The 24,677-nt window shown below is 40.2% G+C and carries 13 protein-coding genes; 11 read left to right on the forward strand and 2 right to left on the reverse strand.

The annotated features are described in order from the left end of the window. The first annotated feature begins 3 nt into the window (after positions 1–3). The 6 genes from QX565_RS09405 to QX565_RS09430 all read left to right on the forward strand — a co-directional run bounded on the left by QX565_RS09405 (position 4) and on the right by QX565_RS09430 (position 7,362). Positions 4–708 (forward strand): DNA alkylation repair protein, encoded by a 705-nt coding sequence (locus tag QX565_RS09405; RefSeq protein WP_122201266.1) that lies wholly within the window; start codon positions 4–6, stop codon positions 706–708. Between the two features lie 240 nt (positions 709–948). After that, positions 949–1,971 (forward strand): Holliday junction branch migration DNA helicase RuvB, encoded by a 1,023-nt coding sequence (gene ruvB, locus QX565_RS09410; protein ID WP_002558609.1) that lies wholly within the window; start codon positions 949–951, stop codon positions 1,969–1,971. Positions 1,972–2,010: 39 nt separating this feature from the next. Then, complete coding sequence (locus QX565_RS09415) at positions 2,011–2,385, forward strand: four helix bundle protein (RefSeq protein WP_002558610.1); 375 nt, start codon at positions 2,011–2,013, stop codon at positions 2,383–2,385. Between the two features lie 12 nt (positions 2,386–2,397). Beyond that, positions 2,398–3,843, forward strand: coding sequence for a lipopolysaccharide biosynthesis protein (locus QX565_RS09420; RefSeq protein WP_289292635.1), 1,446 nt, complete (start codon positions 2,398–2,400; stop codon positions 3,841–3,843). A gap of 2 nt (positions 3,844–3,845) precedes the next feature. Then, positions 3,846–5,201, forward strand: coding sequence for a TIGR00341 family protein (locus QX565_RS09425; RefSeq protein WP_002558612.1), 1,356 nt, complete (start codon positions 3,846–3,848; stop codon positions 5,199–5,201). 31 nt (positions 5,202–5,232) lie between these two features. Next, on the forward strand, positions 5,233–7,362 hold the full coding sequence (locus QX565_RS09430; protein WP_289292636.1) for a S46 family peptidase: 2,130 nt from the start codon (positions 5,233–5,235) through the stop codon (positions 7,360–7,362). A 21-nt stretch (positions 7,363–7,383) separates the two neighbouring features. Here the strand turns inward: QX565_RS09430 and QX565_RS09435 are convergent, their stop codons facing one another. Continuing rightward, a complete protein-coding gene (locus QX565_RS09435) occupies positions 7,384–8,247 on the reverse strand; it encodes a DMT family transporter (protein ID WP_196039273.1) in 864 nt (287 codons plus the stop codon). Between the two features lie 198 nt (positions 8,248–8,445). On the opposite strand from QX565_RS09435, the gene QX565_RS09440 reads away from it, so the two are divergent. Then, positions 8,446–10,482, forward strand: coding sequence for a beta-L-arabinofuranosidase domain-containing protein (locus QX565_RS09440; RefSeq protein WP_182416610.1), 2,037 nt, complete (start codon positions 8,446–8,448; stop codon positions 10,480–10,482). 25 nt (positions 10,483–10,507) lie between these two features. Next, positions 10,508–12,043: a beta-galactosidase gene (locus QX565_RS09445; RefSeq protein WP_122201175.1), complete on the forward strand. Its 1,536-nt coding sequence runs from the start codon at positions 10,508–10,510 to the stop codon at positions 12,041–12,043. A gap of 122 nt (positions 12,044–12,165) precedes the next feature. Here QX565_RS09445 and QX565_RS09450 read toward each other — a convergent pair whose 3' ends face one another. Then, a complete protein-coding gene (locus tag QX565_RS09450; protein WP_263667010.1) occupies positions 12,166–16,353 on the reverse strand; it encodes a hybrid sensor histidine kinase/response regulator transcription factor in 4,188 nt (1,395 codons plus the stop codon). 260 nt (positions 16,354–16,613) lie between these two features. Here QX565_RS09450 and QX565_RS09455 point away from each other — a divergent pair, with 260 nt between their 5' ends. The 3 genes from QX565_RS09455 (at position 16,614) to QX565_RS09465 (ending at position 24,662) form a co-directional block, all read left to right on the forward strand. Then, positions 16,614–18,386 (forward strand): beta-L-arabinofuranosidase domain-containing protein, encoded by a 1,773-nt coding sequence (locus QX565_RS09455; protein WP_196039643.1) that lies wholly within the window; start codon positions 16,614–16,616, stop codon positions 18,384–18,386. Positions 18,387–18,397: 11 nt separating this feature from the next. Beyond that, positions 18,398–20,701: an alpha-L-rhamnosidase-related protein gene (locus QX565_RS09460; protein WP_195351165.1), complete on the forward strand. Its 2,304-nt coding sequence runs from the start codon at positions 18,398–18,400 to the stop codon at positions 20,699–20,701. Positions 20,702–21,488: 787 nt separating this feature from the next. Then, entirely contained in the window at positions 21,489–24,662 is a 3,174-nt protein-coding gene (locus tag QX565_RS09465) for a SusC/RagA family TonB-linked outer membrane protein (protein WP_289292637.1), read from the forward strand. Positions 24,663–24,677: the final 15 nt, after the last annotated feature.

The raw sequence follows: 24,677 nt of genomic DNA on the forward strand, positions 1-24,677 counted from the left end.
GATATGAAGACAAAAGTTGAGAGTATTCAGAAAGAGTTGGAAGCATATATTGACCCGGTGAAAAGGGAGTATTTGCCCAATTTCTTTAAGACAGGGAAGGGGCAATACGGAGAAGGTGATAAGTTTTTAGGAGTAGTAGTTCCCAATACACGTCTGGTGGCAAAGCGGCACAAAGAAGAACCGTTTGAGGTGATGGCAGAACTCTTGCAAAGTGACTGGCACGAGTGCCGCCTCTGCGCATTGCTTATGTTGGTAGAGCGCTTCAAGAAGTCCGGTGAAAAGGAGCAAAAAGAGATCTATGATTTCTATCTGACACAAACGGAACGGATCAATAACTGGGACTTGGTGGATTTGTCAGCTCCCTATATTGTAGGAGAGTATCTGAAAGACAAATCGCGTGAAGATCTGTATCGCCTTGCCGGTAGTACGCTACTTTGGGAGCAGCGTATCGCGGTAGTTGCTACGGCTACATTGATAAGAAACAACGATTTCGTCGATATCCTCCGTTTGTCGGAACTGTTGTTACATCACAAACACGATCTGATGCAGAAAGCTATCGGCTGGATGCTTCGTGAAATGGGGAAACGGAATCGGGACTTATTACTACAGTTTCTTGATAAGTATGCACGTGAAATGCCCCGTACGATGCTTCGCTATTCGATAGAGAAGTTGACGGATGAAGAGCGGAAACACTATATGCAGCGCTAATTGAACAAGATGAAATAGTTTGAGATAATCCATTATTCCGGCTACTTTATCAGAGGTATATTCGGAAAAGGAGGCAATTATCCTGTCTGCTCGATACAACTATTCTCTGAATTGTACTATCTTTGTTAAAAAAGCGAAGATAAGCTGCACCTTGGCATAAAAAATGAACGCGTTCATTTTATTCTACTCTTGGTTTGCATTATCTTTGTACGATATATAAAAGAACGAGGATGTGATTTTATGGAAGAAGATTTCAATATACGCGATCATCAGTTGACAAGCCGGGAACGGGATTTTGAGAATGCGCTCCGTCCCCTTAGCTTCGAGGATTTCAGCGGGCAGGATAAGGTGGTGGAGAATCTCCGCATTTTTGTAAAAGCCGCCCGTCTTCGTGGTGAAGCATTAGACCACGTATTGCTGCATGGCCCTCCCGGATTGGGAAAAACAACTCTCTCAAACATTATAGCCAATGAACTTGGAGTAGGCTTTAAAGTCACTTCGGGCCCGGTTCTCGATAAACCCGGTGATCTGGCGGGTGTACTTACCAGTCTTGAACCGAACGATGTCCTGTTTATTGACGAGATCCACCGTCTGTCACCTGTGGTAGAGGAGTACCTGTACTCTGCTATGGAAGACTACCGGATTGATATTATGATAGATAAAGGACCCTCTGCACGCAGTATTCAGATAGATCTGAATCCTTTTACGCTGGTGGGAGCTACTACCCGTAGTGGGCTGTTGACAGCTCCGTTGCGTGCGCGTTTTGGCATTAACCTGCATCTTGAATATTATGATGACGATGTGCTGAGTAATATTATCCGTCGTTCGGCTGCTATCCTTGATGTACCTTGTTCGATACCCGCTGCGGGAGAGATTGCTTCGCGTAGCCGGGGTACCCCTCGTATTGCCAATGCACTGCTTCGTCGTGTGCGCGACTTTGCTCAGGTGAAGGGTTCCGGTTCTATTGATACGGAGATTGCTACTTTTTCACTTGAAGCACTGAATATCGACAAATACGGATTGGATGAAGTGGACAACAAGATCCTCTGTACCATTATCGATAAGTTCAAGGGTGGTCCGGTAGGACTTACTACCATTGCCACCGCTTTGGGTGAAGATGCCGGAACAATCGAAGAGGTATACGAACCGTTCCTGATTAAAGAAGGTTTCCTGAAACGTACCCCTCGTGGGCGTGAAGTGACGGAACTGGCTTACAAACATTTGGGGAGGAGTCTTTATAGTAGTCAACAAACACTGTTTTAGTGATTAGTGATAAATGATTAGTGATAAGCGATTGAGCGTATGGAATATAGAAAAGGGATTTTGAAAACTAAGACCAAGGCTTTTGCTGTACGTGTTGTAAAGCTCTATCAGTATCTGTCACAAACTAAAAATGAACATATAATGTCAAAACAATTGCTACGTTCGGGTACAGCTATTGGTGCTTTACAACGCGAAGGAGAATATGCAGAAAGTAAACTTGATTTCGTTCATAAATATGCTATTGCGCAGAAAGAATGTAACGAGTCTCTTTATTGGCTGGAGTTACTTCATGAAACTTCGTATTTAAATACAGAAGAATATAGTAGTATGTTTACTGATGCCGAAGAGATAATGAAGTTGCTAACAGCAAGTATCTGCACAGCCAAAACTAATCACTTATCACTAACTCGTTAATCACTAATTAACATGGGTGGATTAAAGTCATTAGCCAAAGATACTGCCATTTATGGTGTTAGCAGCATAGTAGGGCGTTTCCTCAACTATCTGTTGGTGCCTATTTATACTATTTCTATGCCCGCTTCTACGGGAGGATATGGTATTATTACGAATATGTATGCCATTACGGCACTTCTGCTTGTACTACTTACATGCGGTATGGAAACCGGATTTTTCCGTTTTGCCAATAAGGGCGGAGAAGACCCGGTGAAAGTTTACTCTACTACCTTATTGACTGTAGCAGCTATTTCTCTTTCGTTTCTTGCCGTATGTCTTTTGTTTCTTGAGCCGATAGCCGGAGTAATGGGGTATGAAGAGCATCCCTGGTATCTTGGGATGATGCTCATTGTGATCGCAATGGATGCTATACAGGCTATCCCTTTTGCTTATCTGCGTTATAAAAATCGTCCTATTAAGTTTGCAGCTTTAAAGATGTTATTCATCTTTGCCAGCATTATTCTCAACATTGTCTACTTCGTGTTTATGAAAGGAACCAATGTAGGCGCTGCTTTTCTGATTAATCTTATTTGTACATCGCTGGTAATGCTTTGCCTGATATCCGAACTGCGCGGTTTCCGTTATACACTGGATCGTGATTTGATGAAGCGGATGTTTCGTTACTCTTTTCCTATTCTTATATTAGGTATTGCGGGTATACTGAACCAGGTGGTTGATAAGATTATCTTTCCGTTTGTTTATCCCGATCCGGTAGAGGCTGATGTGCAGTTGGGTATATATGGAGCCACCAGTAAGATAGCGATGATTATGGCTATGTTTACACAAGCATTCCGCTTTGCTTACGAACCATTTGTGTTTGGTAAGAGTAAAGAGAAGGATAACCGGCAAATGTATGCACAAGCCATGAAGTTCTTCATTATTTTCACTCTTTTAGCCTTCCTCTCGGTGATGTTTTATCTCGATATATTGCGTTATGTTATCGGGCGCGATTACTGGGAAGGGTTGAAAGTAGTGCCTATCGTTATGGCTGCCGAGATGTTTATGGGTGTGTATTTTAATCTCTCGTTCTGGTATAAACTGACGGACGAGACGAAATGGGGAGCTTACTTCTCGCTAACAGCTTGTACGATTGTTATTCTGATGAATGTCTTTCTGATTCCTGTGTATGGCTATATGGCTTGTGCCTGGGCAGGTTTCACCGGATATGCTGTTGCCATGTTGCTCTCTTATTTCGTGGGACAAAAGAAATACCCGATCGCATATGACCTGAAGAGTATCGGTGGATACGTACTTTTGGCATTAATGATCTATGTGGCAGGAGAGTGGATACCGGTGGATAATATGTTGCTCCGCCTGCTTTTACGTACGTTGCTACTGTTTGTATTTATAGGATATATCATCAAACATGATTTGCCGTTGAAGCAAATTCCAGTTATTAACCGTTTTGTGAAGAAGTGATTATGAAAACAGACAACCGAAACATTTTTGCCGTAAAGAGCTTTCTTCGTGAGTATCTCGATTTGCGAAAGGACAAGGACAATGAGTTGGAAACCATTGACTCTATCCGTAAAGGAGTGGAATTTAAAGGAGCTAACCTCTGGATTCTGATCTTCGCAATCTTTATGGCTTCGTTAGGACTGAATGTGAACTCTACCGCAGTAATTATCGGTGCGATGTTGATTTCCCCCTTGATGGGACCTATTATGGGAGTGGGGTTATCCGTCGGGCTGAACGACTTTGAATTGATGAAACGCTCCTTAAAGAGTTTCCTCATAACCACTGCATTCAGTGTTACTACGGCAACTGTTTTTTTCCTTTTCACCCCCATTGCCGAGGCGCAGTCGGAATTGCTGGCACGTACTTCACCTACGATTTATGACGTATTCATCGCACTCTTTGGTGGATTGGCAGGTGTTGTTGCCCTCTCTACAAAGGAAAAGGGAAACGTGATTCCGGGTGTTGCTATTGCTACGGCATTGATGCCTCCCCTCTGTACGGCAGGATACGGGTTGGCATCGGGTAACCTGATTTATTTTTTAGGCGCTTTCTACCTCTATTTTATCAACTCCGTTTTCATTAGCCTGGCTACCTTTATCGGAGTACGGGTGATGCATTTCCAACGGAAGGAATTTGTAGACAAGAAACGTGAGAAGACGGTACGCAAATATATTATCCTGATCGTTGTCCTTACGATGTGCCCGGCTGTTTATCTGACATTCGGCATTATCAAAAGCACTTTTTATGAAACGGCTGCCAATCACTTTATCAATACGGAATTGAATTTTGAAAATACACAGGTGCTTGATAAGAAGATTAGTTACGAACACCGGGAGATTCGTGTGGTGCTTATTGGTCCTGAAGTTCCTGAGGCTTCTATTGCTCTGGCGCGTAGTAAGATGAAACAGTATAAACTGGAGGAAACAAAGTTGGTTGTGCTACAAGGTATGAACAACGATGCAATGGATATTTCGTCCATTCGTGCCATGGTCATGGAAGACTTTTATAAGAACAGTGAACAACGGCTGCAAGAACAACAAAAAAAGATTTCCTCTCTGGAAAAGAACCTTGAGAAGTATAAATCTTATGATGAAATGAGTCGTACTATTATACCGGAACTAAAGGTATTGTACCCTTCAGTGACAACCGTTTCGATCTCGCATACACTTGAAACTACGGTGGATTCGTTGAAAACGGATACGATTGCATTGGCTGTACTGAAGTTTACCCGTCATCCGAGTGAGAGTGAGAAGAGGAAAATAACCGAATGGCTGCAAGCCCGTGTAGGGGCGAAGAAACTACGTCTGATAACAGAGTAAAATAAAAAACTGACTGCTAAATTCAATATAGATGAGACTTAAACTATTTACAATTATTGCCCTTTTCATCTCATCGGCTGTTCATGCTGACGAGGGAATGTGGCTATTGGGGAACCTGAATAAACAAACGCGGCAAACGATGAAAGAACTGGGTTTGCAGATGCCTGCCAATAAACTCTATAATCCTAAGAAGGCTTCGTTGAAGGATGCCGTTGTTAGTTTTGGTGGGTTTTGTTCGGGGGTAGTTGTCTCAGAAGACGGATTGGTTTTTACTAATCACCATTGCGGTTTCAGCAGTGTGCAGCAACATTCCACCGTAGAACACGATTACCTGAAAGATGGTTTTGTGGCCCGTAACCGGGACGAGGAGTTACCCAATCCGGAGCTTTATGTTCGTTTTCTGCTTCGCACCGAAGATGTGACCAAGCGGGTGCTGAAAGTAACCCATGACGCTATGACCGAGCAGGAACGTATGGTTGCTGTTGATTCTATTTCGCGTCTTATAGCAGACGAAGTGAGTCTCAAAGATTCTACTCTTGTGGGAGTCGTTGATGCTTATTATGGTGGAAATGAGTTTTGGCTTTCAGTTTATCGCGATTTCAACGATGTTCGTCTGGTGTTTGCTCCTCCTTCTTCTATTGGAAAATTCGGTTGGGATACGGATAACTGGATGTGGCCCCGCCATACCGGTGACTTCTGTGTTTTTCGCATTTATGCCGATAAAAAGAATCGTCCGGCTGATTACTCACCGGACAATGTACCCTATCATCCGACCTATGTAGCGCCTGTTTCGCTTGACGGATATAAAGAAGGGTCTTTTTGTATGACTTTGGGCTATCCCGGTAGTACGGAACGTTTCCTCTCTTCCTTCGGCATTGAGGAGATGATGAATGGTATGAACCAGGCGATGATAGATGTGCGTGGTGTAAAGCAGGCTATTTGGAAGCGTGAGATGGATCGGCGGGCAGATATTCGTATCAAATATGCTTCAAAGTATGATGAAAGCTCCAATTACTGGAAAAACAGTATCGGGACAAACAAAGCCATTCGCAAGCTGAAAGTACTTGAAAAGAAACGAGAGTTGGAAACGACCCTCCGTCAATGGATTCAGAATACTCCTGCCGAACGGGAGAAACTGATGCATTTGTTATCTTCCCTGGAACTGAACTATAAGAGCCGTCGGGAAACCAACCGTGCGTTGGCCTATTTCGGTGAATCCTTTATCAATGGGCCCGAGCTGGTACAGCTGTCTCTTGAGATTCTTAACTTCGATTTTGAAGCCGAAGAAAAGCAGGTTGTTGCGCGGTTGAAGAAATTATTGGAGAAATATGACAATCTGGACCTTTCGATCGATAAAGATGTGTTTACTGCACTTCTGAAAGAATATCGTGAAAAGGTTTCTCCTGAATATCTGCCACCGATGTATCAGACGATTGATACGCTGTATAACGGCAATGAACGGGCCTATATCGACACTTTGTATGCTCGCTCCGAGATAACTACTCCACGGGGATTGAAACGCTATCTGGAGCGTGATACAACATTTAGTATGTTGGATGATCCAGCCATTTCTTTGGGCATTGATCTGCTGGTGTCTTATTATGATATGAACCAGGCCATCGTGGAGGCTTCGCAAAACATAGAAAAGGATGAACGGTTGTTTAATGCGGCTGTTCGCCGGATGTATGCCGACCGTAACTTCTATCCTGACGCCAATTCCACCATGCGGCTTAGTTTCGGGACGGTTTGCAGTTACTCTCCGTTTAATGGCGCTATTTATAACTATTATACTACTCCGTTGGGGATTTTTGAAAAGATGCGGGACCATCAGGACGATCCGGATTTTGAGGTCAGTCCTCGTTTACTGGAATTGTTCAGTGCCGGAGACTTTGGGCGTTATGCCGATGAAAAGGGCGAAATGAGAGTCTGTTTTATCTCCAACAATGACATAACAGGTGGTAACTCCGGTAGTGGCATGTTTAATGCCAAAGGAGAATTGCTCGGGCTTGCTTTTGATGGCAACTGGGAAGCGATGAGCAGTGATATTGTTTTTGAACCCGATTTGCAGCGTTGTATCGGCGTAGATGTACGTTATATACTTTTCGTTATTGAGAAGTATGGAGAAGCAGGCAACCTTATAAAAGAGTTAGATATCCGGTAAAAGCGAGTAATATGCATCTTTCTACCGTTTGAGAATGATCACTGTTACTGCGGTAATAATGAGTATTATTCCCAAACCTACGCTGTTCGTGAAGGGTTCGCCGAACATGAAGATACCTACACATACAGCTGTTACCGGTTCCATTGCTCCCAAGACTGAGGTGAGTGTGGAACCGATACATTTTACTGCTCTTACCAGTGCAAGATTAGAAATAACGGTTGGGATAATGGCAAGCATTACCAGATTTCCGGCTGTATGCAGGTTGGGGATCGGTTGGATATGTCCTGTTGTACCAATTCCTATGAAAAGGAGCAGGGTTCCGAAGAGGAAGACATAGAATGTGAGCCGTAGCCCCTTCATCTGACCTACTTTTAGCTGGCTCACAGTGACTAAATAGAGCGCATATCCCAAAGCAGAGAGGAGAACGATAAAAATACCTATAAATGTAATACTTCCCGAATCATCTCCTTGAGAAAGAAAGAATACTCCCGCCACAGCCAGAGCTATGGCCATAAATCGCCAGATCGATTTCTTTTCCCGGAAGAATAGCATCATGATCAGTGTAGTCAATACAGGATACATGAAATGCAAAGTTGTAGCTATCCCACTTGCCATAAATTTATATCCCCAGAATAAGAACACCGCAGATATAAGATAAAAAAATGCCAGTAAAAGAAGGGAAGGTATATCACGACGGTTGATACGAAATGACTGTCCGTCAATTAACAAAATAACTCCTAAGGCCAGTGTGGCAAAAGCGAATCTATATAGCAAAATGGACTCAAACTGCATCCCTTGCTGCATTGCAGGAATGGTAAACATAGGGATGAGGCCGAAGGATGCCGAAGACAGTAGACCATACAGGAAACCATTTAGTTTATTCATATCAAGGGATGGCGTTAATCAGTAAAAACGCTGCAAAGGTAATAAAATTAAGTATTACATCTGTATTCAGGTATTTCCGGTTATGGGTTTTCGCCACTTTATGTGTAAATGAGGATGCTCCGGCAAATGAAATGTACGTTCGAACAAAGCGATATTGGTTGTTGGTCGTATTTTTGTCAGGTAAACTTTATAATTGAAATGATGATGAAGAACAATGGCAAACTTGTTATCGCTTTGACTGGCTTATTTGGATTATTGGGATGTGTGCAGCCTTTATTGAAAGATAATGATATTATAGAGCTAAAATATGTGCCTGTACCAATCAGCGATATTCAGCCGGAAGGTTGGTTAAAAAATCAGTTAGATATAATGTGTGATGGATCTTCTGGGCATCTGGATGAGATTTATGACAAAGTAAAAAATGATAATGCTTGGTTGGGAGGTAAAGGAGATGCTTGGGAAGAAACTCCGTATTGGCTTGATGGAGCAGTTCCTTTGGCATATCTCACTAAGGACAAGGGCCTAATAGCTAAAGTTGAAAAATATATCAATTGGAGTCTTGACAATCAGCGGCCTTCCGGCTATTTTGGTCCCATTACGACTTACGAACGCGAAAGTGGGAAGCTAATAACAACACAAATTGCGGATAAAGGAGAGGATTGGTGGCCACGTATGATCATGCTAAAGGTTATGCAACAATATTATAGTGCTACTCATGATGAACGTGTTATTACATTTATGAGTAAATATTTTCAGTATCAGGAAGAAGCATTGAAGAATATTTCGATTGGTCATTGGTCGGAATGGTCACAAGCTCGTGGTATTGAAAATATAAATATGATTCTTTGGCTTTACAGAATTACTAGAAAGAATGAACTTTTGTGTCTCGCCGATAGAATTAGAAAACAATCATTTCAATGGACCGAATGGTTCGAAAAACGAGATTGGGTGATGGGAGCGGCCGCCAATCAGAATGGAGAAAACTGGATGGAACGTCATTCTGTTAATGTTGCAATGGCAATGAAATCACCGGCTATTGATTATTTACGGACTGGCAATACTGCTTTTTTAGCGATTCAAGACAGATGCTTTAAAGATTTGATGTTACTTCATGGTTTACCGAATGGTTGTATTTCCGGTGATGAGGACATACACGGAAATGAACCTTCACAGGGAACCGAACTCTGCACAATAGTTGAGTCTATGTATTCGTTGGAAAATATAATAGCCATTACCGGAAAAAATAGTTATATGGATGCATTGGAGCGTATTGCCTTTAATGCACTTCCGGCACAAACTACAGATGATTATAATTATAAACAATATTTTCAGATACCCAATCAGCCACAAGCCTGTTTAGGTTCTTTTGATTTTTCATTAACTGCTTATCAAGGAACATCAAATGTATATGGAACGGCCAGCGGTTATACCTGTTGTTACGCTAATATGCATCAGGGTTGGACAAAATTTACTTCTTCTCTCTGGTATTCAACTCCCGATGAAGGAATTGCTGCCTTGATTTATGCTCCTTCCCGTATAATTACTAAACTCAGAGATGCAAATTTATCAATTTGGGAGGAAACCAATTATCCGTTTGAAGAAAATATCCGTTTTCACTTTACATTAGATAAAGAGACTGTTTTTCCTTTTCACCTTCGGATACCCTCTTGGTGTGAAAAAGCGCAAATATATATAAATGGCCAAAAAGGAGAAGTTGATGGTAAGGACTCATTGATTGTTGTGAATCGTAAGTGGAAGAATGGCGATGTGTTAGAATTACGTTTACCAATGAGCATATTCATTTCTAATTGGGCCCGTAACTCTCATACGGTGGAGAGAGGTCCCCTAATATATGGACTAAAAATTAAAGAGCGTTGGGAAGAAGGGCATAGTGATATACAAGGAAACTATTGGAGTGTTTTCCCTGAATCGAAATGGAATTATGCCTTACATGAATGTGTAATAAATGATCCTGCAACCCATATAAAAGTGTCTTATCTTGATCCTGTAGATTCTCTTTTTGTCTGGAATCAGGCACATGCCCCTATTGAGTTGGTAGCACCGGCAAAACAGTTACCTTGGTGGAAGTCTGGTGAGTCGGGAGTCTTAAAACAACCTGTTACTGACAGAGAAGGATATTATAAAGGATTGGTTGGTAATAATGAGGAACAGATTTGCCTGATTCCCTATGGATGTACTAAAATTCGTATTGTTGCATTTCCGGTAGTTCGTTAATACTTCTTTAAGAAATAGACTAAAAATGAAATCAATAAACAGGCGTACTTTTATACGGCGTGTCGGATTATCAGCAGCTGCATTGGCTGTTGGAGATAAATTCTCAGTATTACAGGCTTTTCCGGAGCAGAATAGACCGTATCTTGCAACTGTTGAGGAATTAGAACAGGTAAATGAACTATGTGTAGTTTACCCGACTGATCATGGCGAAGCTCTGATAAATCCTGATATGGGATGGACGATGCATTTCTATTCCAACTTACTTGAAAACTATGGTTCCCGGCTGGAACCGGCTGATACACTGGATTATTTTCCCGGATTAAGTACAGTATACCTTCGTATACCGTGGGCTTTTGTTGAGCCGGAAGAAGGAAAATTTTGCTGGGAAACCTTAGATACACCAGCTCAAAGATGGATTGATAAAGGCAAGAAGATTTCGATAAGGATTACTGCAACAGAGAGTTGGATGTATAAAGCTACTCCCGAATGGGTATTTGATGCCGGTGCTAAAGGATATGATGTTGACGGTACGATTTATGAACCTGATTATGACGATCCTGTCTTTCTGGAAAAGGTGGAAAATTTCGTTCGTGCTATGGGAGAGAGGTATGATGGTAATCCGAATGTAGCATTTATAGATATAGGCCATTATGGAATGTGGGGAGAAGGGCATACGGTATTGACTACTCCGAAACATGGTAAATCGTGGGGTGTAGAAGTACAAAAGAAATATATCGATTTATATCTTCGTCATTTCAAACAAACATTATTATGTATTTCTGATGATTATGCGGGACACGATTTACCAGGTGAACGTTTTCCTATAATGGATTATGCTTTTTCGAGAGGTGTTTCGATGCGGGATGACAGTATACTGGTACAGAAAATCCCCAGGCATTGGTACCATAGTGAAATGGCTCAATTGTTTTGGCCTTCATTACCAGTTATTCTGGAACATGAACATTATGGAGGGTCGAAGAAGAAAGGTGCATGGGATAAAGATTTATTGTTAAAATCAGTAGAGGATTACCATGCTGCTTATATGTCAATTCATTGGTGGCCGGATATATTTCTGGAAGAGAATAAAGACATTATTCGTAAAATCAATCTAAGAATGGGATATCGTATTCAGTTACAATCCCTGAAATATCCACTTGTTGTCCATCTTGGAGAAGTGTTTTTTATTCAGTCACAATGGTATAACTCCGGGGTAACTCCTTGCTATCGCGGAGGCTATCCTTGCTTTACTCTGAAAGATGCAAAAGGAGGAGTTGTATCAGTATTGGTGGATAAGAGTTTTAATGTAAAGTTTCTTTCTGTGGCAGAGCGAACTAAAATAGCCTTTTCAACATTGAATTCCGGTTTTCGGGTAGCCCCCAGATTTCAAGATAAGATTAATTGCTTTTCTCGTACCTGTACCCCTGGAGAATATAGTTTGTATGTTTCTGTCGGGCAGGAAGATGGCACACCTGTTTTTGAACTTCCTTATAGTGAGTCGGATGGTAAGAAGAGATACAAAATGGGGAAAATAATATTGGCTGATTATCTGAAAGACGAATGATCACTGATATTATTCCGATTAAAATAATACACTTTTAGAAAGTTAGCCAACATCCTTTCTTTATGTATAACTACTTTATAAGAAGGATGTAGACTTTTCACGATTTGATCATTTATGAATGATCAAGAGTTGGTATCTGTTGGATTTCCTTTCAATTCTTTTAGAAACTGGGTAGGGGTTTTACCAAATTCTTTTTTGAATGAACTCGTAAAATAAGACTGGCTTTGTATTCCGATTTTTGTGATAATTTCCTGAATGGAGATATCTTCTTCTACCATGATCTGTGTAGCTTTCCTCAGGCGTATAGAACGTACAAGTTCCATAATCGGTTTACCGGTAAGATCTTTAACCCGTTGATAAAGTTTTGTACGACTCAGGCTTAACTCTTTGCTGATGAAATCGACATCCAGGTCTATGTTGGCAATATTCGATTCTATTACTAAAATCAATTGGTCGTAAAAATCTTTATCTTTCATTTGCATCGTATCGTCAATAGCTGTTGAAAGATAATTGGAGGATAAATGTTCTTTTATTCGTTTCTGCTGAGTCAATAGGTTTTGGATAGTAGAAAGTAATAATTGAATGCTGACTGGTTTACTCAAATAGGCATCTGCTCCGGAATTAAGACCTTCTATTCTTGCATCCAAAGTGTCCTTTGCCGTAAGCATGATAAAAGGAATGGTGCTGGTTATACTATTCTCTTTCAGGCGGGAACATAATTTATTTCCATCCATTTGTGGCATCATCAGATCACTGATGATCAGGTCGGGTTTATCTTCTTCTATTTTGGCAAGGGCGTCTACACCGTTGATTGCTTCACGGATATTATAAGCCTCACTTAGAGACTGGGATAAGAAATGCCTTACGTCGTCATTGTCTTCAACTAACAGAATATGGAGGTTGGCTTTGTTGACGAGAGAAAGTTTGGACTCTGTTTCCGTATATGTATCAGCTCCGGAGAAATGCTGAGTCAGAATGGCAGGAGTTTGTGAAATAAGCGTTCTTTCCTCTTCTAAATAATCGTTGTATTCGCATGGAATAGCCACAATAAACTCAGAGCCTTTATCTCTTTCGCTGTAAACAGTGAGCCGGCCTTTGTGGAGTAAAATGAGACTTTTTACTAAGGCAAGTCCAACGCCGGAGCCGAGATGTGGGTCATGTTCTGAATCTTCTATCTGATAATAACGATTGAATACTTTGTCTATGGAATCTTTTGATATCCCGATCCCATCGTCTTTTATACATATGTAAAAATATTTATTACCATTAAATCCACTGTCGATTGTATAACTGTTAGCAAATGCAGATTTATATCTTTTGATCTCTGATAAGACTTTGACTTCGATATATCCGCCTTTCTTGGTATACTTGAATGCATTATTTAGTAGATTCAGGAAGATTTTTTCTATCAGTTGTGGGTCAAACCAAACTTTTTCATATTGTTTATCCATATAAATTTCAAAATGGATTTCATTTGTTTGCGCTAAGCTATGAAATTCATTTGTAATCATCTCCAAATAATCATTTATGTACTTTTCTTGTACGATGAGGTGAAAACTTCCGGTCTCTGCTTTTCTGAAGTCCATTAACTCATTGACCAACCTCATTAGACGTTGAGCATTTTTAGATAGAATATTAATATATTCTTTCCTACCTCTTTCTGCTTTATTTAGTGACATTTGCTCTACTGTGCCAAGAATAAGAGTCAACGGTGTACGAAATTCGTGAGATATGTTTGTAAAAAACTGTAGTTGTAGTTGGTGCATCTCTTCATTCTTCTTTTCTTCCATGTTTTTGAACTCAAGTTGTTTCTTTAATCCGACCCAACGCAGAAGATAATAGTAGATAATGATAAGACAGGCTAAGATAAGTATACCATATATTATTTTTGAAGGAAGAGATAACCACCAGGGAGGAGTAATAAGTATCTTTAAAGTCCTGATTTCATTATTCCACAATCCATCGTTGTTAGCTGCCTGCAATTCAAATATATAATCTCCGTAGGGGAGGTTGGCATAGCTGGCATATGGGTTATTACCTTCAATTACGTTCCACTCCTTATCATAACCTAATAGCCTGTAACGAAACTTGCAGTTTCCCGGATTGGCATAATGCAAAGGGGTGAAAAAAAGAGTGAAATTATTCTGGTTGTAATGTAGTTTAATCTGTTCAAGGTAAGTAATGCTTTGGGGTAATAACCGGTTCTCTTTTTGAACCTCTGCCAATTGGTTATTAATGGATATAGCTGAAATCTCAGGTTGGGCCAGGAAAGGGTTTTCTGCTATTTCTTTGGAATTAAAGTAGATGAGCCCGTTGATCCCTCCAAAATAAATGTTCCCGCTTTTTCCTTTATACGATGCTCCTACTTTATAACTGTTTGTGTAGGTATTGTCAATTGTGTATGGTTTGAATGTATTCGTTTCCGGGTGGTACCTGACGATACCATTACCTGCGAGCCATATATTTCCCTGGCCATCTTTTTGCAGGCACTCCACATCTTTCAGTTTAAGTCCTTCTTTATCAAAGAAACTTTGTGCTTCGTAATTGCCGTCATTCAGGAGAGTAACTTTGTTTAGTCCTCCACCGATACAGCCTATCCATAGGGTAGAATCATCTTCCCGCTCAATGGAACAGATGAAATTGGAACTGAGGGAGTGTTGCTTGTTGTTATTTGCCTGATAGATTAATGTCTTGTTCACTGTTCCATCCTCATTCAGAAAGATGCGTGTGAGTTTTTCGCCGGAGGAGAAAAGTATTTCCGGCCGGATGGAATCTGCATATACCGTAAGGATTCTTTCGGGCGTGAAGGCCGGATAATCCGGTTTGCTCTGTCTCAATATTTCTGTTTGGTATTTACCTTTAGAGTCTTTGTATATTCTGCAAAGTCCGTTGAACCATGTACCTACCCATATCTGGTTGAAGCAATCTACAGCAATGGAGGACACTTCGGTTTCAGGAAAGGATGTGACTATTTGCCCATTGAGGAATGACACAGAATTCTTGTTGTTAAGAGGTAGCATATCTATTCCTTTCGTGTGTCCTACCCATAAATAATCATCCTTATCTATCGCTAAAGCCCGGATAGATCCACTCCTAAGCCCATTTCCCGGATTAGGTTGGTAGATAGTAAATTGGTCTGTGAGGAGATTATAGCGATTTAAGCCCATTGAGTTTGTTCCTATCCATAAATCGTTTTTATCTTCAACTACTGCCCGGACTATTTTTTCAGAAAGAGTATTTGGAGTGAATGGAATGCGTTGTATGATATGGAACGGTTTCTTGTTGAGGTCTAATATGCTGATTCCTGCTCCATAAGAGGCTATAAACAGGTTATTACTTTTATCTATCAATAATCCGTTTATATAATCAGAGTTCAGACTATTGGGATAATCACCTGCATAGATTGTCTCGGTATGAAATTCATCTTTCTTTCTCAGGATGTGGAATAATCCTTTCAGTGTTGATACCCAATAATCTCCATGGGTTGACTCGGTTATGTGGGTAATAGTGGCAAAAGATGAATTTAATGGAATATTGGTTCCGTTTTTGAGTTCATAATTGTCACTATGGTTGATGGTGTCTGTGTTGCAGGTGAAATAGAACAATCCGGAATTTCCCCCCGCCAACAGGTTATTGTGATGATCTATAAAAGTATAGTCTATACGGTTGTTGAGTTGAGGAAGAAATATATGCATAAGCTGATTCTGGGAGTTAAGCCGCCAGATTCCCTTATCAGTACTTATCCATGTATTCTGTTGGGTATCCTTGAATAATGAATAGCAGTTAGCATCCAGTGAAAATGGTTCACGTGATAAAGTATTCTCATTGAGGATTTTATATAGAGCTATTTTTTGCCGGTTATCAATGATGAACAAGTGTGAATTGTCTACATAAAGAATCTTTTTTATTTCGTGTTCACTGTCTTTAGGCGTTTCATTTCTTATTTTTATAGGAATATAGCTTTCAAGATAAGGATTGAAAAGCTGGATACCCGAAAAAGTGGCAAGCCATAGTTTTCCTGTTTTGTCAATCGAAATATCGGATATCCTGTTTAGATAGGATTTGTTAATGTAGCTTAGTTCATTGTAGAATGATTTTAACCGGTATCCGTCATATCTATCTAATCCCGAATAGGTTCCTATCCAGATATATCCTTTGCTGTCTTGTACTACCGTATTGGCATCAGCATGTGATAAACCGTCATTTATAGTTAAGTTATGAAAGAAATAAGATGCATTTTCCTTTTTCTCTTCAGCATGGAGGCTGAAGATACAGCAAAGAGCCAGAATGATAAGAATGTTTTTATGCATACTCCTGAGTTTTAAAGTTTACCATGAAGCTGAATTTAGTGAAGTACAACCCCAGACTGGTTTAATTGTTACTGGTCTTAAGATTTATTGCAAAATTAATCGATTTATTTCAGCTCTTTTGGTATGAGTACATTTGTTTTGCTCTATTGTACATTTCGGATGAAAAAACGCTTTTGAACGAAAGGAGTAATAAAAAGAATAACAGGGTGGCCCATAATGATCAACCTTTCATACTTTTGAGACAAAAAAAGAGATTGGTTATGAGAAAGATTGCAAAAAGGATTCTTCCGTTTGGAGATGGATTAATTTATGTACTTTTTATTTTTGTTGTGTGCATGTCGTCATCATGTAGTAGTCCTGATAAAAATAAAGAAGGGCTGTTTTCTCAAATTACATTTAGAGATATTAGCATGCAGGGGGAGTTAAGGACACGGATTCTGAGGAATTTTGACAGGCTTGAGAGTTCCAAGTATCAACCCGATAATGTATTCCTCTCAGAAGAGGCCTCCGGAAGTTGGCCGGGAGACACAGAGGGGCGTACCATATTGGGTTTAGTACTTGATGCAAGAGCTTCCTGTAGAGAACCCCTTTATCTGGAGGAGATCATAAATAGAATTCCGGGTCATCTGAATGAGGCCGGGTATATGGGTATTATTTACAAAGATAAGATGAACGAACAGCAATTATCCGGAAATGGATGGATGCTACGTGGGCTGTGTGAGTATTATGCCTGGAAAAAGGATGAAAAGATCCTGCAAATTATAACTTCGATAGCGAATAATTTATTTGTAAAAGGTAAAGGCTTTTATGCGGTTTATCCTATTGATCCGGCGGTGCGTGATACAAATGTCGGAAGAGAAGCCGGGACAATTCAAAAAACAGAAGGTGACTGGATGCTCTCTTCGGATATCGGATGTGTTTTTATTGGAATGGATGGTTTGATTCATGCTTATGAGTATCTTCGGACTCCGGAATTGAAAGAAGTAATAGAAGAGATGATTCATCGGTTCCTGATGATAGATCCGATAAAAATTAAAGCACAGACCCATGCAACGCTTACTGCTTGTCGTGGATTGATGCGATATGCAGAAATAACAGGTGATACGTATTATATTGATGAGGCCGAAAAGAGATGGTTGTTATATAAATCGGATGGAATGACGGAGAACCATGAGAATTATAATTGGTTTGACCGTTTTGATACATGGACGGAACCATGTGCAATTATCGACTCCTACTTATTGGCTGTACAACTTTGGGAGCATACGATGAAACCGGAATATCGTGATGATGCAGAACTGATATACTACAACGGGATATGTCATACGCAACGTAACAATGGGGGATTTGGATGTGATAATTGCCCGGGGAATGCGATTCATGATGTTTGTTTGAAAGTGCATGTTGACGAAGCTCATTGGTGTTGCACCATGAGAGGAGGTGAAGGGTTGGGAAGAGCTACCGAGTATGCTTATTTTATAAAAAATGATACTATATTTGTTCCATTCTATCATGAAAGTGAACTTTCTATACAAAGTAAGGATGGGGCAACTTTTGTGATGCACCAGACTACAAACTATCCTTTTACTGAGAAAGTAACTTTTACAATAAAGAAAAATACGGTTGGCAATGTTGTTTTAAAACTGGCTTCACCTGCCTGGATGCAAAATAAAAAGCTGAAAGTGAATGGGCAAGAGGTAGAGCTGAATGAAGAGAACGGTTTTATTATACTCAATAATTGTACGGAAGTAGATAGCTATATAGAATTATCTTATCAGCAGAAATTGTATAAGAAAACGGTCAGTAATTCCCATAATACAAGTCTGGACCAGTTTCGTGTGTATTATGGTCCATTGATTCTGGGCTTGGAAAACAGCCAGGTTATAAAATTGGCTCAAGAGGATAAGATTGTTCCTTTGGGTAATACTACTTTCAAGGTGGAAAACAAAGATGTATATTTATCTCCTGTTTATCACTTGATGGACTCTAAAGTATGGAGTGGTACAAATTATAAAAAACAAATACTATTTTAAAAACCGTTATTATGAATAGAATCCTGATTATTACTGCACTACTGCTATTTTCGTTGACTGGGTATGCCAAGAACTGGGAAGGGAAATGGATCGTTAATTTTGATAGCCAGAGTACTACTAACAGCTGGTTTGCTTTTCGGAAACAGGTTGATATTGACAAAGTACCCAACCAGGCCATTGCCCGTATTGCAGCTGATAGTAAATACTGGATGTGGATCAATGGTAAGCAAGTTGTATTTGAAGGTTCTCTGAAAAGAGGTCCTAATCCGACGGATACTTATTACGACGAAGTAGATATCGCCCCTTTTTTAAAGCCGGGGCAGAATACGATTGCCATATTAACCTGGTACTTTGGTAAGGATGGTTTCTCGCATATTAGTAGCGGAAAGGCCGGTTTACTGTTTGATTGTGTCTCTTCCGGGTTAAGAATAGTAAGTGATAAGAGTTGGGTTTCTTCCCGGTTGTATGCATACGGAACTTGTGGAGAGCCATTACCTAATTTTCGATTATCGGAGTCCAGCATCTGTTATGATGCCCGTAAAGAAATTCCGGATTGGATGATGCCCGATTTTGATGATAAAGGTATGGGAGGTGTACGGGTATTCGGAGAAGCCGGGTGCTATCCGTGGAATAAACTGCATAAGCGTAGCATCCCTCTTTTTAAAGATTATGGATTGAAAGATTACAGTAAGCAATACTTTCACGGCGATACGCTTATTTGTGAGTTACCTTATAATTGCCAATTGACTCCTTACATAAAAGTGGATGCACCGGCGGGGAAGACTATAGGGATATATACTGATAATTATTTGTTTTATAATGGGGCAGGCACTGGTATACGTGCAGAGTATATCACCAAAGAAGGTACTCAGGAGTACGAAAATCTGGCTTGGGTGAATGGACACAAGGTGTATTATGTGTTACCGCAGGGAGTAAAAGTCTTGGCAGCTAAGTTTAGAGAGAGTGGTTATGATACAGAGTTTGAAGGTGAATTTTCCTGTTCGGATGATTTCCTCAATAAATTGTGGGATAAATCACGACGTTCTCTGTATATAACCATGAGAGATAATTTTATGGATTGTCCCGACCGTGAACGTGCTCAATGGGCGGGTGATGCGGTAAATGAATCAATGGAGGCCTACTATGCTCTTTCAGTATCAAGCCATGCATTAGTAAAGAAGTGGCTATATGAAACAGTCAATTGGCAGAGACCGGATGGAAGTATGTTTGCTCCTGTTCCTGCGGGAAACTGGTTTGATGAACTTCCCGGGCAAGTACTTGCCACTATCGGGCGTTACGGTGTTTGGAATTACTATCTTTATACGGGTGACCGGCAATTGTTGACAGATTTATATCCCGGAATAAAAAAATACCTGGACCTTTGGATACCGGATGGTAAGGGAACAATGCAGTTTCGTGAAGGAGACTGGACATGGGGAGATTGGGGAGATAACCGGGATATGAAACTATTGTTCAATCTCTGGTATTATATTGCTATCCAGGGAATGGAACAAGCGGCTATGGAACTGGGCTATACGGAAGATGTACAGAAGTATCAGCTCTTTCTGACCCAATTTAAACAGTCTTTTAATCATCAGTTCTGGAATGGAAAGTCTTATCGTCATCCTGAATATAACGAGCGCACAGACGATAGGGTACAGGCACTGGCCGTTGTCAGCGGTATAGCCGATACAGACAAATACAAAGCTATTCTTCGGGTTTTTCAGACAGAAGAACATGCAAGTCCCTACATGGAAAAGTATATTTTTGAGGCAATGATGCAAATGGGATATGAGGTTGAGGCTTTAGCTCGTCACAAAAAGCGTTTCTCTAAAATGGTTTATTGGCCGGGCTTTACCACTTTGTTTGAAGGATGGGGTATTGGCAATGAGGGGTATGGTGGCGGAACAGTAAACCACGGTTGGAGTGGTGGTGGTCTTGTAGTATGTAGCCAATATCTTTGTGGTGTGGCTCCCACAAAACCTGGCTTTGAAGAATTTCATATCCTTCCTCAGCCAGGGAATGTAACACAAGCACAGGCGGTTGTTCCTACTGAAAAAGGGAATATAAGTACCGCCTTTATTCAGGATAAAGCCGGATTTAAGATGGACGCGAATATTCCGAAAGGTTGTAAAGCTCTGTTAGGCGTTCCTGTTGGGAATTACAGGGAGATAAGAATCAACGGGCAATTAGTCTGGAAGAAAGGAAAATATATCTCCGGGTTATCCTTCTGTCCTATGGTGAAGCCGAAAGAATCCCGGCACGTCGTTTTCAGTTGTGATCCGGGTAATTATACTATACTGGCTATCCGGTGAACGATTGAAAACAATGAGTTTACAACTTTCGGATAGTGTATATTAAATGACCCTATGGCCTTGTGTTTTTACAGATGAGCGATCATTTGAAAGAATATGAGGCCATTTTTAATAAAAATCCAGCTTGTTTTTAAAGGGTATTACAGGTGATTCTTAGTTTGGTTAGATATTGTTTCTGTATGGGTATACCTTTGTTTTATCCGTCGAATGTGAAGTTGTTGAAAAACTAATTACAGGTATTTTTTTTAAGAGGGAATAGGGTAGAACTGCGAATATGAATGTATGTTTAATCTGCTGGTTTACAGTGTGTAATAACTCTCTCTCTTAAGGCTCACAAGAGTGTACGCTTATCCATGTGTTAATAGTACACTTTTGTCCTGTAAGAATGTACATTTTTGAAGTACTAAAATGTACACTCTTGTAAAGCAGGAATCACACCGTTAAAAAATGAGTTAACAATGTTAATACCTCGGTGGGTACAAAACAAAACATTTATCGGATAGAATGTTGTTTTTGATAGATTTTCTGCTGTCTCTCTGGGAGAAGAAACTTCGTTAGGAAGCCCCTTCTTTTATCCTGTATTTTATCCTGAATGTACATGAATCTCAAATAAATTTTTAAAGAGTAAAAAGTGTCCGATCCGTATATTAAAGCTAAATATTTGCATGATTCAGCAAATATTTATTTTAGCAAACACATACTTTTGGATTGTGAACAAAGCGATAAAACTCTTATCACGATAAGTCATTAATAAAATAAAATTAGAGAATCCTTAATTTAATTAGACATGAAGAACTGCATGGAAAGAAAGGGGCTTAGCCTTTTTAGAAACGTTTTTAATGTGTTTTTGTCTTTAGTCATATTGGGTATATCTGTACCCGATGTGTATGCGGGAGATGATCAGGTATCTTCCCATTCTGCCACACAACAAATAAAAACGATAAAAGGAGTAGTTAAAGACAAATCCGGAGAACCTCTTCCGGGTGTCAATGTATCAGTCAAAGGGGCTACTACTGGTGGAATAACTGATGTGAACGGAGAGTTCGTCCTTAATTTAAGTGATCCGGCTCGTGCAATTTTAGTTTTTTCATATGTCGGATTTAAAACTTTGGAAACAAAAGTCGGTTCCGGAACCACACTGAATATAGTGATGGATGAGGATGCGGAAACATTGGATGAAATAGTTGTCATTGGTTATGGCACGCAGAAAAAAACATCACTTACAGCTTCTGTTGGAGTGGTAAAGGGAACAGATATGGTTGCAAAACCTGTTTCTAACCTGAGTTCTGCTATGGCCGGACGTGTTGCAGGTCTTATTACAGCCCAAACCTCAGGTGAGATTGGTAATGATGAGACTTCCATCAATATTCGGGGCGTTGCTACTTATGGGAATGCTTCACCTTTGATTGTTGTAGATGGCGTACCCCGTAATACTTTAAATAAGCTGGATCCTAACTCTATTGAATCCGTGACCGTTTTGAAAGATGCTGCTGCGGTAGCTCCCTATGGTATGGCTGGTGCAAATGGAGTTATTCTGGTTACTACCAAAAGAGGAAAAGAAGGAAAAGTGAGTTTATCATACAATGGTTATGTAGGATTTCAGAACCCGACTACTCTATTGAAGATGATGGATTCATACCAGTATGTTACTGCGAGAAATGCTGCCTCCTATAATCAGAATCCCAGAGCAAAATTGCCTTATGCGGAAGATGTGGTCGAAATGTACCGTCAGGTTTGTAGTGGAGAAATTCCTGCATCGGACTTATATGCAAATACAAATGCTTATGATGAATTGCGGAATAAGAACAATCCTATTACAAGTCATAATGTATCACTGACTGCCGGTAGTGATGTAATTAAGGCGTATGTGGGACTTGGATATCAGTATCAAGCTGGTATGTGGTCAACGTCTCATTCGCGACGGATAAATTTGACTTCTAATGTAGATATAAAGGCAACCAAAACAACTACCGTAGGAGTGGCTATCAATGGTTGGAACGAATTGATTGAAAGGCCTTCAGCCACAGGAAAGGATATTTTTGGTACTGCCACTCAGTATTTGCCAATAAATAAGATATTTTATTCTAATGGTCTGAGGGCAAATAGCCGTAACTCTATTATTGATACTGAAAGCGGTAAGGTTAGTAATGACCAGACAAAAATAATGCTCCAGGCTTATCTTGAACAGGATTTATCGTTTATTACAAAAGGTTTGAGTGCAAAAGCTATAGGAAATTATGATCCTACTACGGTTAAGGATAAGGATTGGCATGAACCGAAACCTACTTATTACACCTACAATGCAAAGACTGATAAGTATGATGCAACTGTTTCAAGTGATAAGTATAGCTTGGGCCAAAGTACCAAAAACTGGAGAGAGCTGACAGGACAGTTAATGTTGAATTATAACAGAACATTTGGGAAACATGCTGTTGGTGCTCTGGCTGTATGGGAAGCGAGAAAAACCTTGTATGATTATTTATCGGCCTCTCGTAACAATTATAATCTGGCAATTGATGAGATTGATTTTGGAGGCGCTAATCCGGAAGATAAGGATAACGGAGGCGGTTCGAGCAGAGAGACTCAGATGGGATATGTATTCAGAGGTACCTATGCCTATGCCGGTAAGTATATGATTGAATTGTCCGGCAGATATGATGGGCATTATTATTTTGCACCAGGCAAGAAGTATGGTTTCTTTCCGGCAGTATCTGCCGGATGGAGGTTATCTGAAGAGAAGTTTATTAAAGATAATATTCCATTTATTGATAATTTGAAATTAAGATTTTCTTATGGAGAATCTGGTAATCTTGCTGGTGGAGCTTTCCAATATTCGAGTGCGATGGGGATATATAGTAATGCCTGGAAGGTAGATGGCAATACTTATCAAGGGGCGCAGGAACGTATAGAACCGAATCTGGATATCACTTGGGAGAAGGCCCGTAAAGCAGATATAGGTCTTGACTTAACGATGTGGAATGGCTTGCTCGATCTTGAATTTGACTATTTCCATGAAAAGCGTAATAATATGCTTGTAACCAGAGGGTCTCTTGTTCCTGTAGAATATGCCATACCATTGGCACAGGTAAATGCCGGTATTATGAAGAATCAGGGAATTGACTTGACATTGAAAAGTACAAAGCAGATAACGCGTGATTTCGGGTATAATGTTAGTTTCAATTTTACCTATGCAAAGAATAAACTCATTGAAACATACGAGAACCCTCTGACTAAGGATGACCCCAATCGTGCACGAACAGGGCGTCCCTTATGGACACGTTTCGGACTGAAATCAGACGGGCTTTTTCAGGAAGGTGATTTCGATGAAAAAGGGAAATTGAAGGAAGGTATCCCCAATCATACTTTTTCGAAAGTAGCTCCCGGAGATATCCGCTATGTCGATGTGAATGGTGATGGTAAAATTACTGCTGATGATGAAACGGCAATAGGTTATTCTATGTTACCGGAAATTGTATACGGGCTGAATTTAGGAGTAAACTGGAAAGGGATTGATGCCAGTATTTTATTCCAGGGAACAGGACACAGTGATATTATATTGGGTGCGGATATTGTGAAGCCTTTTGCTACAGGAGGCAATGGGGCAGCCATTGCAATGGATTGGTGGACTCCGGAAAATACAGATGCTGAGTTTCCAAGGATATTTGGAGCCGGAGGAAACCTGAATAATCAACAAACCAGCGATTTCTTTTTGAGAAGTGCTTCTTATCTCCGCTTAAAGAATGTTGAGGTGGGATACACCTTACCTAAAAGTGTTGTGAATTTCTTAAAAATACAAAGCATTCGTATTTATTTCTCAGGACAGAATTTACTGACGTTCTCCGGTTTGAAAGATTTAATGGACCCGGAGATGAGTCAGGCAGGAGATGGAGATAGTAATGTAAGAGGTTGGTATGTACCGCAACAAAAGGTCTTCGCTTTTGGCTTAAATGTTAATTTTTAAATCTATAAATATAAA

The sequence above is a fragment of the Bacteroides sp. 41_26 genome (genome assembly GCF_949740115.1).
GTDB lineage: Bacteria > Bacteroidota > Bacteroidia > Bacteroidales > Bacteroidaceae > Bacteroides > Bacteroides nordii.

Bases quoted from the DNA above. Each gene is read 5' to 3' on its own strand.
- ruvB (WP_002558609.1), top strand. From the start codon at position 949: ATGGAAGAAGATTTCAATATACGCGATCATCAGTTGACAAGCCGGGAA.
- QX565_RS09415 (WP_002558610.1), top strand. From the start codon at position 2,011: ATGGAATATAGAAAAGGGATTTTGAAAACTAAGACCAAGGCTTTTGCT.
- QX565_RS09445 (WP_122201175.1), top strand. From the start codon at position 10,508: ATGAAATCAATAAACAGGCGTACTTTTATACGGCGTGTCGGATTATCA.
- QX565_RS09435 (WP_196039273.1), bottom strand. From the start codon at position 8,247: ATGAATAAACTAAATGGTTTCCTGTATGGTCTACTGTCTTCGGCATCC.
- QX565_RS09405 (WP_122201266.1), top strand. From the start codon at position 4: ATGAAGACAAAAGTTGAGAGTATTCAGAAAGAGTTGGAAGCATATATT.
- QX565_RS09460 (WP_195351165.1), top strand. From the start codon at position 18,398: ATGAATAGAATCCTGATTATTACTGCACTACTGCTATTTTCGTTGACT.
- QX565_RS09440 (WP_182416610.1), top strand. From the start codon at position 8,446: ATGATGATGAAGAACAATGGCAAACTTGTTATCGCTTTGACTGGCTTA.
- QX565_RS09420 (WP_289292635.1), top strand. From the start codon at position 2,398: ATGGGTGGATTAAAGTCATTAGCCAAAGATACTGCCATTTATGGTGTT.
- QX565_RS09465 (WP_289292637.1), top strand. From the start codon at position 21,489: ATGAAGAACTGCATGGAAAGAAAGGGGCTTAGCCTTTTTAGAAACGTT.
- QX565_RS09450 (WP_263667010.1), bottom strand. From the start codon at position 16,353: ATGCATAAAAACATTCTTATCATTCTGGCTCTTTGCTGTATCTTCAGC.
- QX565_RS09425 (WP_002558612.1), top strand. From the start codon at position 3,846: ATGAAAACAGACAACCGAAACATTTTTGCCGTAAAGAGCTTTCTTCGT.
- QX565_RS09430 (WP_289292636.1), top strand. From the start codon at position 5,233: ATGAGACTTAAACTATTTACAATTATTGCCCTTTTCATCTCATCGGCT.
- QX565_RS09455 (WP_196039643.1), top strand. From the start codon at position 16,614: ATGAGAAAGATTGCAAAAAGGATTCTTCCGTTTGGAGATGGATTAATT.